This is a genomic window from Streptomyces sp. NPDC055099 (assembly GCF_053607685.1).
The window spans coordinates 323,504-337,853 of sequence record NZ_JBSGUA010000001.1 but is presented as its reverse complement, the minus strand read 5'-3'; the positions used below and the strand labels follow the sequence as shown (position 1 = coordinate 337,853).

Here is a 14,350-nt window from a genome sequence, read left to right as displayed (position 1 = left end):
TTCCGGGGCCTTCGCCGTACGTACGGGCAGTAGAGACAGGAGAGGTGGAAAGAGGCGGGCAGCTACCGCATCTTCGGGCCACCGCGAGGCATGCGAGCACCCTTGGGCATGGGCCCCTTCGGCAACGGCATGTTGCTCATGAGGTCGCCCATCGCGCGCAGTCGGTCGTTGGTCGCCGTGACCTGCGGGCCCTGGAGGACGCGGGGCAGCTTCAGAAGCGTCGTACGCAGCTTCTTCAGCGGGACCTGGCCCTCGCCGGTGCCGACGATGACGTCGTGGACCGGGACGTCCGAGACGACACGGGCCATCCGCTTCTTCTCGGCGGCCAGCAGGCTCTTCACGCGGTTCGGGTTGCCCTCGGCGACGAGCACGATGCCCGCCTTGCCGACCGTGCGGTGCACGACGTCCTGGCTGCGGTTCATCGCCACCGCCGGAGTCGTCGTCCAGCCGCGGCCGATCTTGTCGAGCACCGCGGCCGCCGCACCGGGCTGGCCCTCCATCTGCCCGAAGGCCGCACGCTCGGCCCTGCGCCCGAAGACGATCGCCATCGCGAGGAAGGCGAGCACGAAGCCGAGAATGCCGAGATAGATCGGGTGACCGATCAAGAAGCCGATTCCGAGGAAGACACCAAAGGTGACGATTCCCACAGCCGCGATGATGAGACCGATCCGCGGATCGGCCCTGCGGGTCATCTTGTAGGTCTGAGCGATCTGCTTGAGTCGCCCGGGGTTCGCGGCGTCCGCCGCGGTTTCCTTCCTCGCCATGCCGTGAAGTCTACGTGTCCCTGGAGGTGACTACGACGTGCGGGTTGTCATCGCCTCTTCGAGCACACGCAGTGCCTCGGCCCGGTCCTTGGCGCGGCGCCGGTCGTCGAGCACGGACGTCCAGGCGTTGCGGCGGGCGGTGCGCTGACCGCTGCTCATGAGAATCGACTCGACGGCACGCAGTGCGTCGGTGACGGACGGGATGGCGGTGGCGCGTACGGGCGCGGCCTGCATGGTGGGGCCCTCCTGGGCGGCTATGGGTAGGGCTGTACGTGGGGTAATTCCAGGGTCACTGATTGGTGTTACCAGGGCGTGACCGACCGGTCAAACACGGATGAAGCCTTGACGCCGGACCGCAAAACACTGACGCGGCCGCTACGGTCCCCCTCACCTGCGGGGACCGTAGCGGCCGCGTCATCTCGGCCACTACTCGTCAGTAGTCGCTTGTGCGCCGATTCACACAGTCGGCTGCCGCCTGAGGGGGCGCGGAGATCACACCGCCTGCGAGGCCACGTACGCCCCGCGCTTCTCGATCGCCATCTGGTAGAGACGGCCCGCGCGGTACGAGGAGCGGACCAGCGGTCCGGACATGACGCCGGAGAAGCCGATCTCCTCGGCCTCTTCCTTCAGCTCCACGAACTCCTGCGGCTTGGCCCAGCGCTCCACGGGGTGGTGACGCGGCGTCGGGCGCAGGTACTGCGTGATCGTGATGAGCTCGCAGCCCGCCTCGTGCAGCGCGTGCAGCGCCTCGCTGATTTCCGCGCGCTCCTCGCCCATGCCGAGGATGAGGTTCGACTTGGTGACCAGGCCGGCCTCACGGGCGCGGGTGATGACCTCGAGCGACCGCTCGAAGCGGAAGCCGGGGCGGATGCGCTTGAAGATGCGCGGCACCGTCTCCACGTTGTGCCCGAGGACCTCGGGGCGCGAGGAGAAGACCTCGGCCAGCTGGTCGGGGTCGGCGTTGAAGTCGGGGATGAGCAGCTCGACCTTGGTCTGGCCCTCGGCGCGCTCGGCCGTCATCGCGTGGATCTGGCGCACGGTCTCCGCGTACAGCCAGGCGCCGCCGTCGTCCAGGTCGTCGCGGGCGACGCCGGTGATCGTGGCGTAGTTCAGGTCCATCGTGACGACGGACTCGCCCACGCGGCGCGGCTCGTCGCGGTCGAGGGCCTGCGGCTTGCCGGTGTCGATCTGGCAGAAGTCGCAGCGCCGGGTGCACTGGTCGCCGCCGATGAGGAAGGTGGCCTCGCGGTCTTCCCAGCACTCGTAGATGTTGGGACAGCCTGCCTCCTGGCAGACCGTGTGCAGGCCCTCGCTCTTCACGAGGTTCTGCATCTTCGTGTACTCGGGGCCCATTTTCGCCCGGGTCTTGATCCACTCGGGCTTGCGCTCGATCGGGGTCTGGGCGTTCCGGACCTCAAGGCGCAGCATCTTGCGTCCGTCCGGTGCGACTGCGGACACATCGGCTCCCTGTAGCTTCGATTCTTCGGCGCACACCAGGGTACGCCCGTGATGTCATTGGGCTGACGTCCGGCCAACCTCCGGCCGACGGGGTGCATTCCCGAAGGCCCCGGCAGGCCCGGCCGTACGGGCTTTCTAGGCGGTCGCCTTCTCGGTCTCCGGGCTCTCAACCCTCTGCCCGGCGGCCTTCTCCACGGCCCGCGGCTTGAGCTCCGCGTTCTCCAGGATCTCCCGCAGGTGCTTCTCGGCGACGGGCAGGACCTCGGCGAGCGTGACCTCGCGGCCCAGTTCGTACGAGAGGGACGTCACGCCCGCGTCGCGGATGCCGCACGGGATGATCTTGTCGAACCAGGTGTTGTCCGGGTTCACGTTCAGCGCGAAGCCGTGCATCGTCACGCCCTTGGCGACGCGGATGCCGATGGCCGCGATCTTGCGGTCCTCGCGGCGCTGGCCGGCGTTGGACGGGGCGTACTCCGGGCCGTTGAACCGGGCGTCGAACTCGTCGTCCTGGGTCCGGGGGTCGAGGTCCAGTGTCAGGCCGCCGAGCGCCGGACGGTCCTGCACGGGGTCACCGAGGACCCATACGCCGCTGCGGCCCTCCACACGCGACGTCTCCAGGCCGAATTCCGCACACGTACGGATAAGCGCCTCTTCCAGACGGCGCACATGTGCTACGACGTCCACCGGGCGCGGCAGCTTCTGGATCGGGTAGCCCACGAGCTGTCCGGGGCCGTGCCAGGTGATCTTGCCGCCGCGGTCCACGTCGATGACGGGGGTGCCGTCCAGCGGGCGCTCGTTGTCCTGCGTGCGGCGCCCCGCGGTGTAGACCGGCAGGTGCTCGAGCAGCAGACACGTGTCGGGCAGTTCGTCGGCGAAGCGGGCTGCGTGTACGCGGCGCTGCTCGTCCCAGGCCTCTTGGTACTCGACCGAATCGGGGCCGAAGCCCAACCGGACGAACTGAAACTCACTCACGGCAAGTGCCTCCCTAGAACCTGCACCGTGCACATATCGCGCCCCCAGCCACTGTACGGGCAGCGGATTCTCGTCAGTCGTCCGGTCAATCCTCACACGATCGGATGAATGCAGGTCGAAGGCCGCGATGCGGGCAGTGGGGGCCGCTACATTCACGCCGTTCACAGAGCCATAAGGGCTGCTCAAGGCAACGCCCGAAAGGCAGGAGACCGCACAGCTGATGACGGAACGACCTCCGCAGCGCACCCCCAACCGCCAGCTAGCCGCGCTCATCTCAGAAGCCGGGTTCTCCAATGCGGGGCTCGCGCGCCGCGTCGATCAGCTGGGCCTCGAGCACGGTCTCGACCTGCGGTACGACAAGACCTCGGTGACCCGCTGGCTCCGCGGGCAGCAGCCGCGCGGCACCACCCCCGCACTGATCGCCGAGGTCTTCACGCGGCGGTTAGGACGCCGCCTCTCCGCGCAGGATCTCGGTCTCGACGCCTGTGCGCCGGTGTACGCCGGGCTTGAGTTCGCGGCGAGCCCCGAAGAGGCGATCGACATCGTCGGCGGACTCTGGCGCAAGGACTCCGGAAGCCATGCCGAACTGCGGAAGATCGCGTTCACCCCGGCAGGCCTCGTCGTCCCCAGCAGGGACTGGCTGATCGGACGCGCCGACGACCGGGTGAGCCGCGGCGACTACGCGCCGAGCGCCGCCCGCGTCCCCACCCAGGGCCGGCCCGCCATACCGCGCCAGCGCAAGGAACCCGAGCGGGCCGCCGGGGCCAAGGTGACCAGCGGCGACATCTCGGCCCTGCGCTCCGTCGGCGAGCTCTTCCGGGCGCTCGACCACGCGTACGGCGGCGGGCACGCCCGTCAGGCGCTCGTGCGCTATCTGGAGCACGAGGCCGAGCCGATGCTGCGCGGCACGTACGGCGAACAGGCCGGGCGGCGGCTCTTCGCGGCCGCCGCCGACCTCACCCGCCTCGCGGGCTGGACCTCGTACGACATCGCGGCGCACGGCCTCGCCCAGCGCTACTACGTCCAGGCGCTGCGGCTCTCACAGGCGGCGGGCGACCGCGCGTACGGCTCGTACGTCCTGGTCACCATGAGCCGCCAGGCCGTCTACCTCGGGCACGGCAGAGAGGCCGTGCAGCTGGCGCGGGTGGCGCAACAGGGCGTCGGGTCATCGGCGCCGCCCGTCGTACAGGCCCTGCTGCACGCGGTCGAGGCGCGTGGGCACGGGGTGCTCGGCGAGGTGCGGGCGTGCACGGCGTCGATGGTGCGGGCCGAGCGCGCGCTGGAGACGTCGCGGCCGGGCGACGAGGTGCCCTACTGGGCGCGGTTCTTCGACGAGGCCCAGCTTGCGGACGAGTTCGGGCACTGTCACCGGGACCTCCAGCAGTACCGCGTGGCCGCCCAGCACGCGGAGCGCTCGCTCCAGCTGCGCGCCCCTGGGTACGCCCGTAGCCGCCTGTTCTGCCGGGTGGTGCTCGCTTCCTCGCGCCTTGCCCTCGGCGAGCTGGAGCAGGCCTGCCAGCTGGGCGCGGAGGCGGCGCAGGCGGCGGGCGAGATGCGCTCGGTGCGTGCCGTCGAGTACGTACGCGACTTCGAGCGGCGGCTGGAGCCGTACCGCGACGCCGCGGCCGTGCGGGGGTATCGCGACCGGGTGTCGGCGCTGGGCTGACCTCGGAGGGTGGTGTGTAAGGGGCGGGCCTGCGCAGGCCCGCCCCTTACACATGGGTGCGACGTGCACGTGCGTAATCCGGGATCAGTGCAGGCGCGCGACCTCTTCGGGGGACAACGCCTCGTCCCAGGTGGTGAGTTCGTCGAGGTCGCCGCGCAGACTCGCCTTCTCCGTGCCGATGGACCGCAGCGGCAGGGGGATCGACGCGTCGACGGACCCGATCCGCTTCCCGTCGGCGTACAGGGTGGTGTGTCCCGGGGTCGTCACCCACGTCAGCCGCGTCCAGCGGTCGAGCGGCAGCGTGTGGTCGAAGCTGTGGTCGGCCGTTCCGTACCGCGTGAAGCCGACCTTTCCGGTGCCGTGCTGCATCAGCTTCAGCGCGCCCGCCTTCGAGCTGAGAAGGACTTGGTCCCCGGTCCGGGCCGTCGGGCGGACCTGCACGGACACGGTCCACGGTTCGGCGACGTCGAGCCCGCCGAAGCCCACGCCGTCCCGGTCGGAGTCGAAGCGCCAGGCCTGGCCGCGCACGCCCGGCACGGGGGTGGGGTTGTTGATGATGTACGAGGTGCCGGGGAGGGCGCCCGCCACGTCCTCGGCCAGGATCGTGTTGCCGGGGCTGCCCGCGTACGTCCAGCCGCTGGGGTAGGTGGCGTCGTCGAACGTCCAGTGGTGGCTCGGCCTGCCCTCCACTCTCGGCGGCACCGGGGCGGGCGTCGTGCCGTTGGGGTCTCCCCTGCTCGAACGGAGTTGAGAGCTTGGGGAAGGGTTGCCGATGCGGGCGGCGCGGGCCCGGAAGTCGGTGAGGGTGTCCGGCGTCGCGGACTTGTTCCAGGTGCGGTCGGCGAGGATCGCGCGGGCGCCCGCCATGCTCTGCTCGAAGTAGCCGTCGTCGGCCCAGAAGTTGTAGTCGGCCCAGTTGGTGACGCCGGAGCCGAGCATGTCGGGGTCGGTGTTCGGGGCCCAGCTGTCGTACATCCAGGGCTCGTCCGGATACAGGTGGTGGTAGTTGTTCGGGGTGTCGTAGAAGGGGCCGATGGCGATCTCGTCGTGGCCGGGGATGGCGGGCTCGGCGTCCGTGCCCTCCCAGGTGAGGAAGACCACCGGGGCGTGCACCTTCTGCCGGGGCGCGTCGAGGTGCTCGGAGCCGTTGTATACGGCCGTGCGCTTGCCGTGCGAGGTGACGACGTCGTCGAGGGTGTTGATGTAGCGGTTCAGGAGGTCGCCGAGCGTGTCCACGTCCGGGCTCGCGGCCAGGTGATTCGTGACGCGCGGGCACTGGGCGAGCTGTCCGGGGACCTCTTCGGCGCCGATCGAGAACAGCGGCGCGTCGAACCAGCCCGCGAACTCGTCGACGATCTCCTTGGACTTCGCCATCGCCTTGTCGCTGGTCATGTCGATGATCCAGTCGGGCGTGAGGTGCGAGTGCGTGTGGGCGCCGGTGCACGCGCCGGGCCCGGACCCGAAGCCGATGCCGAAGGCCTCGCTGATCGCGGTGGCGTGGCCGGGGAGTTCGAGGCCGGGCATCAACTGGACGTGGTGGTGGGCCGCGAAGGCCTTCAGGTGTTCGATGTCGGCGCGGCTGTAGCTGTGGTCGGGGTCGGCGAGGCCCGGGAACCTCGGGCTGTGGAGGCGGAATCCCTCGGACTCGGAAAGGTGCAGGAAAAGGGTGTTGAGCTTCTGGTCGCCCATCCTGCGGATCAGGTTCTCCAGGTAGGAGATCTTCCAGTACTTGCGTCCCGCGTCGAGGTGGACCATGCGGACGGCCTGGGCGGGGCGGTCGGTGGAGCGGGCGCGGGGGACGGCGCGGTGGTCGTCGGCGGTGGAGCGCAGGAGCTGGAGGAGCGTGCGGGTGCCGTAGTAGAGGCCGTGGGTGGAGGCGGCCTCGATGCGGATCGGGCCCGCGCTGTCGAAGCCGTAACCCTCGGCGCCGAGGTTTCCCTTGGCGGTGAGTCCGAGAGTGATGTCGCCGTCGGCCGGTCTGCCCGTGTGGGCGATCCGGGGCGTGATGCCGGTGACCTGCTTGATCTCCGTACGGAGCTGGTCGGCGAGCTTGCGTACGGACTGGTGTGCGGGGCCCGGGAATTCGGCGCGGCCCGAGGGGAGCGCGGTGGTGGATGCGGCACGCGGGTCGATCAGGATGCGGGTGCGTTCGGTGAGCTTCGTACGGCCGTCGAGCGCGGTCCAGTCGGTGGGGCGGGGGACTACGGAGGGCACGTCGGCCCCTTCGGACCGTGCGCTTTCCGCTGTGGCTGCTGTGGCTGCTGTGGCGGTCGGCAACGATAGACCTCCCATGAATAGGCCGAGGATGAGTGATATCACCGGGATGGTACGACGCACGTGAGTCCTCCCGCGGCTTGGCGATCCGGTGGGACCGTAGCCGTGGGGTACTGGTGTGGCAAGGGGAGTTGCAGGGGTGAGTGAGGTTCGGTTGGGCGTACGGGGAGTGGGCGTACGGAAGTGCGGAAGCCCCCGCGTGGGACTGCGAGGGCTTCCAGGGGGTGACCCAGAGGTCGGATGGCTGTCAGGCCGCCATCGGTAGATGGCCCGCGCCGTGGGCGGGCTCCACACCGAGGTCCACGAGCGCGGCCCGCGCCGCGCGGCGGCCCGAGTACAGGGCGCCCTGCACGGTGCTGGTGTCCCGGTGGTCGCCGCACACGTAGAGCCCCGAGAGCAGCCGCACCGGGCGGCGCGGATCGTGCGGCGGCGGCATCGCGGGCACCGCCTCGCGGGTGTGATGGACGGCCAGGGACTCCCAGCGGGCGGTCGATGTGCCGTACAGCTCGGCGAGATGGGCGAGGACCGCGCGCTCGTCCGGCGGCGGGCCGAGGACCGTCGACGAGACGAGCGACCTGCCCGCGGGCGCCCGCGAGGGGTCGACGTGGCTGACGACGGCCGTGTGCGCGACCGGGCCGGAACGGTCGGCGTCGAGCAGCAGCGCGGGCTCGGCGAGCGGTGGCTCGGGCGCCGCGTGGTGCAGCACCGTCACCTGGTGGAAGGGCGGCACACGCAGGCCGGGCAGCAGAGCGGCGGCCGCCCGGGCGTCGGTGGCCAACAGGACGCCGCGGCAGCGCACTTCACCGTGTTCCGCGGTGCTGACGGAGGTCGTGGAGACGCCCGTGACGCGTACGCCGGTGCGGACCGTCCCCGGTGGCAGCGCGGCCGCCAGGAGCTCGGGCAGCACCTCGGCGCCGCCCTCGGGCAGGCACAGGCGACCGCGTGCGAAGGAGTGCAGGGCGAGGTCGGCGCAGCGGCTCGACGTCGTCAGGTCCGGGTCGCAAAGGAGCGCGGAGAGCAGTGGGCGCAGGAAGCCGGTGACGGTGCGCGCGGGCAGCCCCCGGGCGAAGAGGGCCTGCGAGGCGGGGAGTTCGGGGCGGGCGAGCAGACGTTTCGGGTCCGTCGCCGCGAGCCTGGCGAGTGCGGCGCCGAGCCGGGCCTGGTCGAGCGCGCCGCCGAGGGGGGCGGCACGGGGCGTGGTCCGTGCGGTGCGCGGACCCCTGGGGGCGCTTGCGAGGGCGCGTGCGGCAGTCAGTGCGCCCCTTGCGCGCCGGGGGCTCGTGGGCTCGACGGCGCGGTGGTGCCGGCCGTCGCTGTGCACCAGGACGCCAGGTACGAAGGGCCGCAGTACGAGGGCGTCGAGCCCCGGCGTGTGACGCAACTCGGGGTAGGACGTGGTGAGCAACTGCCCGATCCTGTCGAGCCGGAAGCCGTCGACCTTCTCCGTAGACATGCGCCCGCCGACGTAAGGGGCGGCTTCCAGGACGACGGTCGTTACACCAGCACTGGTCAGCTGGTGGGCGGCCGACAGACCCGCGACCCCGGCTCCCACGATGACGACGTCCGCATGGTGCGTGGGCTCTGGCACGTGCCCCTCCCCGAGGTTGCGCGGCTGCTGGGGACGTCATGCCCTCAACAGGGCTTCGGAATCACCGAGTTCCGCACGAGGGTAGGAGCACGAACGGCCGGGGGCAGTCGCGCATCGACCGAGCACGGTCGCACGCCGGGCGCGCGGCGGTAGCGCGACGGTCGGGGTGAAGAACCTGTAGGGGGGCAGGCCCTCTACCGCAACGCCGCGCGGAGCGTCTCCTCGATGCCGGGGAACGCGAACGAGAAGCCCGACTCCAGGAGCCGGGTCGGCAGCACCCGCTGGCTGCCCAGCACATCACCGGCCATCTCGCCGAGCACGACGCGCAGCGCGGGCGCGGGCGCCGCGAAGAGCGTGGGCCGGTGCAGCACCCGGCCCATCGCGGCCGTCACCTCGCGGTTGGTCAGCGGGTCGGGCGCCGTCAGATTGACCGGGCCCGCGAGCGACTCCGTGTCGAGCAGGTGCCGCAAGGCGGCCACCGCGTCGTGCAGCGAGATGTAGCTCCAGTACTGCCTGCCGTCGCCGAGCCGCCCGCCGAGCCCCGCCTTGAAGAGCGGGAACATGCGCTGCCAGGCCCCGCCCTCGCGCGCCACCACGAGGCCGTTGCGCGCGAAGACCGTGCGGATGCCCGCCGCGTGCGCCGCGGCGGCCGCGCCCTCCCACTCCACGCACAGGGACGGCAGGAAGCCCTCTCCGGAGGGGGCACTCTCGTCCACCGCCCGCTGACCGGTGTCTCCGTAGTAGCCGATCGCGCTCGCGCACAGGAACACCCGGGGCGGCTCGTCGAGGGAGGCCGCCGCCTCGGCGAGCGTCGCGGTGCCGAGCACCCTGCTGTCGCGGAGCTCCCGCTTGTAGGCGTCCGTCCAGCGGCGGTCGCCGATCCCGGCTCCCGCCAGGTTGACCAGCGCGTCGCAGCCCGCGAGCCCCGCTGTGTCGACGTACCCCTTCTTGGGGTCCCAGCGCACCTCCTGCTTCGTACGAGGCGCGCGGCGCACCAGTCGCACCACCTCATGGCCGTCGTCGGCGAGGGCGCGTGTCAGCGCCGTTCCGATGAGGCCGGACGCACCGGACACGGCGATACGTGACCGCCGCGACGAAGGGGATGACTGCTCGGGATCGGTGGGTGCCATGAAGTCATCCTGCCCCGGAAACCCACCAAGAGGCGTCAGGCGGCCGTCGTACAGTGACGCCCATGCAGGACACGCTCATACGTACCGCTCTGCCGGACGACGAAGAAGCCCTCGGCCGCATCGACCGCGTCACCTGGTCCACCCTGCACGCGGTACAGCCTGCCCCGCAGCTTCCGTACCCGCCGTTCTTCAGTGAACGCTTCGGGCCGCACGACCACTTGGTCGCCGAGCTGAACGGCGTGGTCGTCGGCTACATACGGCTCGGATATCCCACCTCCGTCCTGGCCAACGCCCATGTGCGCCAGATCCTGGGCTTCGCCGTCACGGATGAGGCGCGCGGCAAGGGAGTGGGCCGCCGGCTGGTCAGGGCCGCGGTGGAGGAGGCCCGCCGCCAGGGCGCGCGGCGCATCACGCTGCGGGTGCTCGGCCACAACATCCCGGCCCGGACGCTCTACGCCTCCGAGGGCTTCGTGATCGAGGGGGTGCTGCCGGGTGAGTTCTTCCTCGACGGCGTGTACGTGGACGACGTGCTGATGGGGCGCGTGCTCTGAGACTCCCCCCGGGGGCTGCCACCCGACGGACCGGCCCGGCGTGCGGCGGGCACGCGCGCGTAGGAGCGTGGAATGGCCGACCGGAAGGAGCGAACCGATGTTCAGGGTCGCTGCTGCCAGTCGGCGGGACCGGGACGAGCCCGGCTGGCTGCGCGGCGCGCCGCGGCCTCCCTGGGTGCGCTGGCCTCCGCCTGTGCTCCTCGTGGTGATCTGCGTCATCCAGCTCTCCACTCCGAAGACGGTCGACCTCAGCTTCCTGCTCGCCGCCGTGCCGCCGCTGGCGGCGCTGGCGTACGGCGCCACCGCCACGGGTCTCTTCGGCGCCACCGTGGTGCTGCTGTTCTACCTGCCGGGCTTCGGGCTCGGCCGCCCCGGGGAGAGCGACGAGCTGACCGTCGCCTTCGTGGCGCTGCTGAGCGTCGTGTTCGCCTGGGTGCGCAGCCGCCGCGACACCCAGCTCGTCACCGTCCGCACCGTCGCCGAAGCCGCCCAGTTCGCCGTCCTGCCGCCGCTGCCGGAGCGCGTGGGCCCGGTGCGCTGCGCGGGCCTCTACCGCGCGGCCCAGGGCGGCACGCTGGTCGGCGGTGATCTCTTCGACGTGCGCAAGGGGCCCAGCGGCGTACGGGCGCTGGTGGGCGATGTGCAGGGGCACGGCCTCGCCGCCGTCGGCACGGTCGCCGCGCTGCTCGGCGCCTTCCGGGAGGCGGTGCTCGACCAGCCCGACCTGGAGGGGGTCGCCGGCCGGCTCGACCGGCGGCTCGTGGTCGACTCCGAGGAGGCCGAGCACGCCGAACTCTTCGCCACGGCCGTGCTCCTCGAATTCCGGGGCGACGCGGCCGAGCTGCGGGTCGTCTCCTGCGGCCACCCGCCCCCGCTGCTGCTGCGGGACGGGGTTGTCCAGGAGCTCGCCGTGGCACCGGGGCCTCCGCTGGGCCTGGGGATCGCGGGAGTCGCCTCGCCTGAAGAGGTGACCGTGAGCCTCCGGCTCGGCGACCGGCTGCTCGTGGTGACCGACGGGGTGACCGAGGCGCGGGACGGGACCGGCGCCTTCTATCCGCTGACCGAACGCATTCCGGTGCTCTGCGCCGACCTGCGGGACGACCCGGCGGCGATGACGTCCGCGGTCTGGAAGGACCTGGTCCGGTTCTCCGGCGGGGTCGGGGACGACGTGGCCCTGCTGGCGTTCTCGTTGGACCTGGGGCCGGACGGACGGCCGAGCCCGCGGGTGGTTCCGGAGCCGTAAGCCCTGCCCGGGGAGCCGCTTCGGGGCCCGGGTCTAGGCGTCCGTCCGCCGGGTGGCCAGGAGTCGCAGCCCGCCCGTCAGTTCGCGCAGGCAGCGCACCGCGAGGACGGCGGGGGAGCCGGGCCCCTCGGCCGGTGCGTCCCCCGCGGCCCAGGTCTCCAGGGCCAGGCGGATGGCGTCGGTGGCGGCCGCGGCGGCCAGGCGTACGTCCAGTTCGTCGGCGTCGTCCCCGGCCAGCCGGGCGAGCACGGGCACGAGCTGCTCCTCGGACTCCTGGTTCACGCGGTACCAGACGGCGCGCAGCGCCGGGTCGTCCTGCGCCGCGCGCAGCAGGCCGCGGGTCCACTCCAGGGCCTCGGCCGCGTGGTCGTCCGCCGCGGTCAGCGCGTCCGCGATCGACCGCTCCAGGGCCGTCGGCATCCCGGCGGCCGGGTCGAGGGCCGCCAGGTGGGCCCGCCACTCGGCGGCGCCGCCCGCGAGGAGCGGGGCGACCGCGTCCTGCTTGTTGCGGAAGTACCGGTAGAAGGTGCGCAGCGCCACCCCCGCCCGGCCCGCGATCTCCTCGGCCGTGGTGCCGTCCGGGCCGCGCTCGGCGAAGAGCTCGGCCGCGGCGCGGGCGATGTCGAGCTGCGTGGCCGCCTTGCGGCGCTCGGTCAGCGACGGCTGGGCCGGCGGCGGGGGCTGCGATGACTGCGACGTGTGGGTGCTCACCCTCGCAGCCTACGCGCGATCCTCACCCTGATACATGAATTGTCGACATGGCAAAACATGCCACGAAGGCGTACATTGAAATCAGATCGGGAAGGCCGGATCCATGGAAGGACCCGGGAGCCCGGAGTCGAACGGAGGCATCTCATGAACCGGTACGCAGGCCGTCGCGCACTCATCACCGGCGGTGGCTCGGGGATCGGGCAGGCCTCCGTCCTCCGCGTCCTGGAGGAGGGCGGCAGGGTCGTGGCCGCCGACGTCAGCGAGGCCGGCCTGAAGGACACCGCCGAGAAGGCGGGCGCGGCGGCCGACCGCCTCACCACGCTCGTGGTCGACATCTCGGACGAGACCTCGGTGCGCGAAGGCGTCGCCGCCGCGGTCAGCGCGCTCGGCGGCCTGGACGTCCTGGTGAACGCGGCGGGCGTGCTCCGCTCCTCGCACACGCACGAGACCAGCCTGGATTCCTTCGAGCACGTCATCCGGATCAACCTGGTGGGCACGTTCCTGGTGATCCGCGAGGCGATCCCGGCGCTGCTGGCCGGCGAGGACGCCGCCGTCATCAATTTCAGCTCCACATCGGCGGCGTTCGCCCACCCGTACATGGCGGCGTACGCGGCGAGCAAGGGCGGCATCCAGTCCATGACCCACGCGCTGGCCAGTGAGTACGGCAAGCAGGGAATCCGCTTCAACTCCGTCCAGCCCGGGTCCATATCCAGCGGCATGACCGACGGCAGCGGTGCCAGCCGGCAGAGCGTGGGTCCCGGCCTTCCCGAGGACGCCGACATGAGCCTGTTCGTGAAGCTCGCCCCGGCCATCGGCCAGGGCTTCGCGGGGCCGGAGTCGGTGGCATCGGTCGTCGCGCTGCTCGGCTCGCGGGACGGCAAGTTCATCACCGGCACCGAGATCCGGGTGGACGGCGGCACCCACTTCTGAGCCTCCTCTCCGGTTCACCCGATTGGCCGAGCGCGGATCGCGGGGGGAGGGGGTGGGCCGGACAGTCGGAGCATGCGTGTCTTCCGTGGGCCGTCCGCGGCGCGCGTGCCGGTGGTGGTGCGTGCGGTGCTCGGTTGCGTGCCCGGAGTCGCCGCCGTGGCGCTTCTGCTGTTGTGCGCGTGGTTCGTGGGGCCAGGGGTGTCCGGGGCATCGGTGCGGGAGGGCGACGGCGCGGTGGCGTTCGCCGGGCTCGGGGAGCGGGCCGGGGTGACCGGGCGGCACTCGAGGATGCCGGCGGCCGCGGCTCCGGTGCGGCGGGAGGCGGGCCATCCCGCGGCGCGGCCACGCGTGGTGCCGCGCGCCGAGTGGCTGGCCGACGCGACGGATGAGGCACCGCCCGCCCGGTACGCCGGCCGGATCCAGGCGGTGTTCATCCACCACACGGACACCCCGAACGGCTACGACTGCGCGGATGCCGCGCGCACCATCCGCTATCTGCACACCGGTCAGACCGAGGGGAGACAGTGGGACGACATCGGCTACAACTTCCTCGTCGACCGGTGCGGGACCGTCTACGAAGGGCGTGCGGGCGGCATCGAGCGGGCCGTCGTAGGGGCGCACACGCAGGGCTACAACAAGGGGTCGGTGGGGATCGCTGCGATCGGGACGTTCACGGAGGGGACACCCGTCCCCAAGGCCATGACCGACGCCATGGCCGGGCTGATCGCGTGGAAACTCGGCCTCGCGGGCGTGGACCCGCGCTCCACGGTGCGGCTGGTCTCCACGAACAGCCTCAGCAGGTATCCGGCGGGGGCGGTCGAGGCATTCAGCGCGGTGTCCGGGCACCGCGACGGCTACACCACCTCCTGCCCGGGTGCGGCGCTGACGGCCGCGCTCCCCGCGATCCGGGTGAAGGCCGCACGGCTGCAGGGCCGGTAAGGGGCGACGGGGGACAGGGCACTCAGGGGCCAGGGCGTTCAGGGCCCGGCACTGGTCCCGGTGCTTGGTCCCGGCACCGGTCCCGGCACTGGCCCCGGCGCTTGGTTCCGGCACTGGGCCGGGG

General features: G+C 71.8%; 13 protein-coding genes. 5 read left to right on the top strand and 8 right to left on the bottom strand.

The features are described 5' to 3' along the window. Positions 1-62 precede the first annotated feature (62 nt). From ACWFRU_RS01520 to lipB, 4 genes are all read right to left on the bottom strand, one after another. The gene (locus tag ACWFRU_RS01520; RefSeq protein WP_363208336.1) at positions 63-764 is read right to left on the bottom strand and encodes a DUF4191 domain-containing protein; all 702 of its coding nucleotides are present in this window, start codon (positions 762-764) and stop codon (positions 63-65) included. 30 nt (positions 765-794) lie between these two features. Continuing rightward, complete coding sequence (locus tag ACWFRU_RS01515; RefSeq protein WP_363208335.1) at positions 795-998, bottom strand: SCO2195 family GlnR-regulated protein; 204 nt, start codon at positions 996-998, stop codon at positions 795-797. Positions 999-1,256: 258 nt separating this feature from the next. Next, a complete protein-coding gene (locus ACWFRU_RS01510) occupies positions 1,257-2,222 on the bottom strand; it encodes a lipoyl synthase (protein ID WP_453683718.1) in 966 nt (321 codons plus the stop codon). Between the two features lie 135 nt (positions 2,223-2,357). Next, the gene (gene lipB / locus ACWFRU_RS01505) at positions 2,358-3,194 is read right to left on the bottom strand and encodes a lipoyl(octanoyl) transferase LipB (RefSeq protein ID WP_453683717.1); all 837 of its coding nucleotides are present in this window, start codon (positions 3,192-3,194) and stop codon (positions 2,358-2,360) included. 220 nt (positions 3,195-3,414) lie between these two features. On the opposite strand from lipB, the gene ACWFRU_RS01500 reads away from it, so the two are divergent. Continuing rightward, positions 3,415-4,860, top strand: coding sequence for a regulator (locus ACWFRU_RS01500; protein WP_453683716.1), 1,446 nt, complete (start codon positions 3,415-3,417; stop codon positions 4,858-4,860). A gap of 84 nt (positions 4,861-4,944) precedes the next feature. Here the strand turns inward: ACWFRU_RS01500 and ACWFRU_RS01495 are convergent, their stop codons facing one another. The 3 genes from ACWFRU_RS01495 to ACWFRU_RS01485 all read right to left on the bottom strand — a co-directional run bounded on the left by ACWFRU_RS01495 (position 4,945) and on the right by ACWFRU_RS01485 (position 9,852). After that, entirely contained in the window at positions 4,945-7,074 is a 2,130-nt protein-coding gene (locus ACWFRU_RS01495) for a family 20 glycosylhydrolase (protein WP_453683715.1), read from the bottom strand. 307 nt (positions 7,075-7,381) lie between these two features. Beyond that, positions 7,382-8,722 carry an NAD(P)/FAD-dependent oxidoreductase gene (locus tag ACWFRU_RS01490; RefSeq protein ID WP_453683714.1) on the bottom strand — a complete coding sequence of 447 codons (1,341 nt, stop codon included), beginning with the start codon at positions 8,720-8,722 and terminating at the stop codon, positions 7,382-7,384. A 194-nt stretch (positions 8,723-8,916) separates the two neighbouring features. Next, on the bottom strand, positions 8,917-9,852 hold the full coding sequence (locus tag ACWFRU_RS01485) for a TIGR01777 family oxidoreductase (RefSeq protein WP_453683713.1): 936 nt from the start codon (positions 9,850-9,852) through the stop codon (positions 8,917-8,919). Positions 9,853-9,914: 62 nt separating this feature from the next. On the opposite strand from ACWFRU_RS01485, the gene ACWFRU_RS01480 reads away from it, so the two are divergent. Then, positions 9,915-10,403: an N-acetyltransferase family protein gene (locus ACWFRU_RS01480; RefSeq protein ID WP_453683712.1), complete on the top strand. Its 489-nt coding sequence runs from the start codon at positions 9,915-9,917 to the stop codon at positions 10,401-10,403. Positions 10,404-10,500: 97 nt separating this feature from the next. After that, complete coding sequence (locus ACWFRU_RS01475) at positions 10,501-11,646, top strand: PP2C family protein-serine/threonine phosphatase (RefSeq protein WP_453683711.1); 1,146 nt, start codon at positions 10,501-10,503, stop codon at positions 11,644-11,646. A 33-nt stretch (positions 11,647-11,679) separates the two neighbouring features. Here ACWFRU_RS01475 and ACWFRU_RS01470 read toward each other — a convergent pair whose 3' ends face one another. Beyond that, positions 11,680-12,357 carry a TetR family transcriptional regulator gene (locus tag ACWFRU_RS01470; protein WP_453683710.1) on the bottom strand — a complete coding sequence of 226 codons (678 nt, stop codon included), beginning with the start codon at positions 12,355-12,357 and terminating at the stop codon, positions 11,680-11,682. 144 nt (positions 12,358-12,501) lie between these two features. Between ACWFRU_RS01470 and ACWFRU_RS01465 the strand changes: the two genes are divergently transcribed. Together ACWFRU_RS01465 and ACWFRU_RS01460 are read left to right on the top strand one after the other, a co-directional pair. After that, positions 12,502-13,287, top strand: coding sequence for an SDR family NAD(P)-dependent oxidoreductase (locus ACWFRU_RS01465; protein WP_453683709.1), 786 nt, complete (start codon positions 12,502-12,504; stop codon positions 13,285-13,287). Between the two features lie 72 nt (positions 13,288-13,359). Then, on the top strand, positions 13,360-14,226 hold the full coding sequence (locus ACWFRU_RS01460) for a peptidoglycan recognition protein family protein (RefSeq protein ID WP_453683708.1): 867 nt from the start codon (positions 13,360-13,362) through the stop codon (positions 14,224-14,226). Positions 14,227-14,350 lie beyond the last annotated feature (124 nt).

What these genes read in the sequence shown, in the direction of transcription:
- ACWFRU_RS01520 (WP_363208336.1), bottom strand. Translation starts at nt 764, where the DNA reads ATGGCGAGGAAGGAAACCGCGGCGGACGCCGCGAACCCCGGGCGACTC.
- ACWFRU_RS01515 (WP_363208335.1), bottom strand. Translation starts at nt 998, where the DNA reads ATGCAGGCCGCGCCCGTACGCGCCACCGCCATCCCGTCCGTCACCGAC.
- ACWFRU_RS01500 (WP_453683716.1), top strand. Translation starts at nt 3,415, where the DNA reads ATGACGGAACGACCTCCGCAGCGCACCCCCAACCGCCAGCTAGCCGCG.
- ACWFRU_RS01485 (WP_453683713.1), bottom strand. Translation starts at nt 9,852, where the DNA reads ATGGCACCCACCGATCCCGAGCAGTCATCCCCTTCGTCGCGGCGGTCA.
- ACWFRU_RS01480 (WP_453683712.1), top strand. Translation starts at nt 9,915, where the DNA reads ATGCAGGACACGCTCATACGTACCGCTCTGCCGGACGACGAAGAAGCC.
- ACWFRU_RS01475 (WP_453683711.1), top strand. Translation starts at nt 10,501, where the DNA reads ATGTTCAGGGTCGCTGCTGCCAGTCGGCGGGACCGGGACGAGCCCGGC.
- ACWFRU_RS01465 (WP_453683709.1), top strand. Translation starts at nt 12,502, where the DNA reads ATGAACCGGTACGCAGGCCGTCGCGCACTCATCACCGGCGGTGGCTCG.
- ACWFRU_RS01460 (WP_453683708.1), top strand. Translation starts at nt 13,360, where the DNA reads ATGCGTGTCTTCCGTGGGCCGTCCGCGGCGCGCGTGCCGGTGGTGGTG.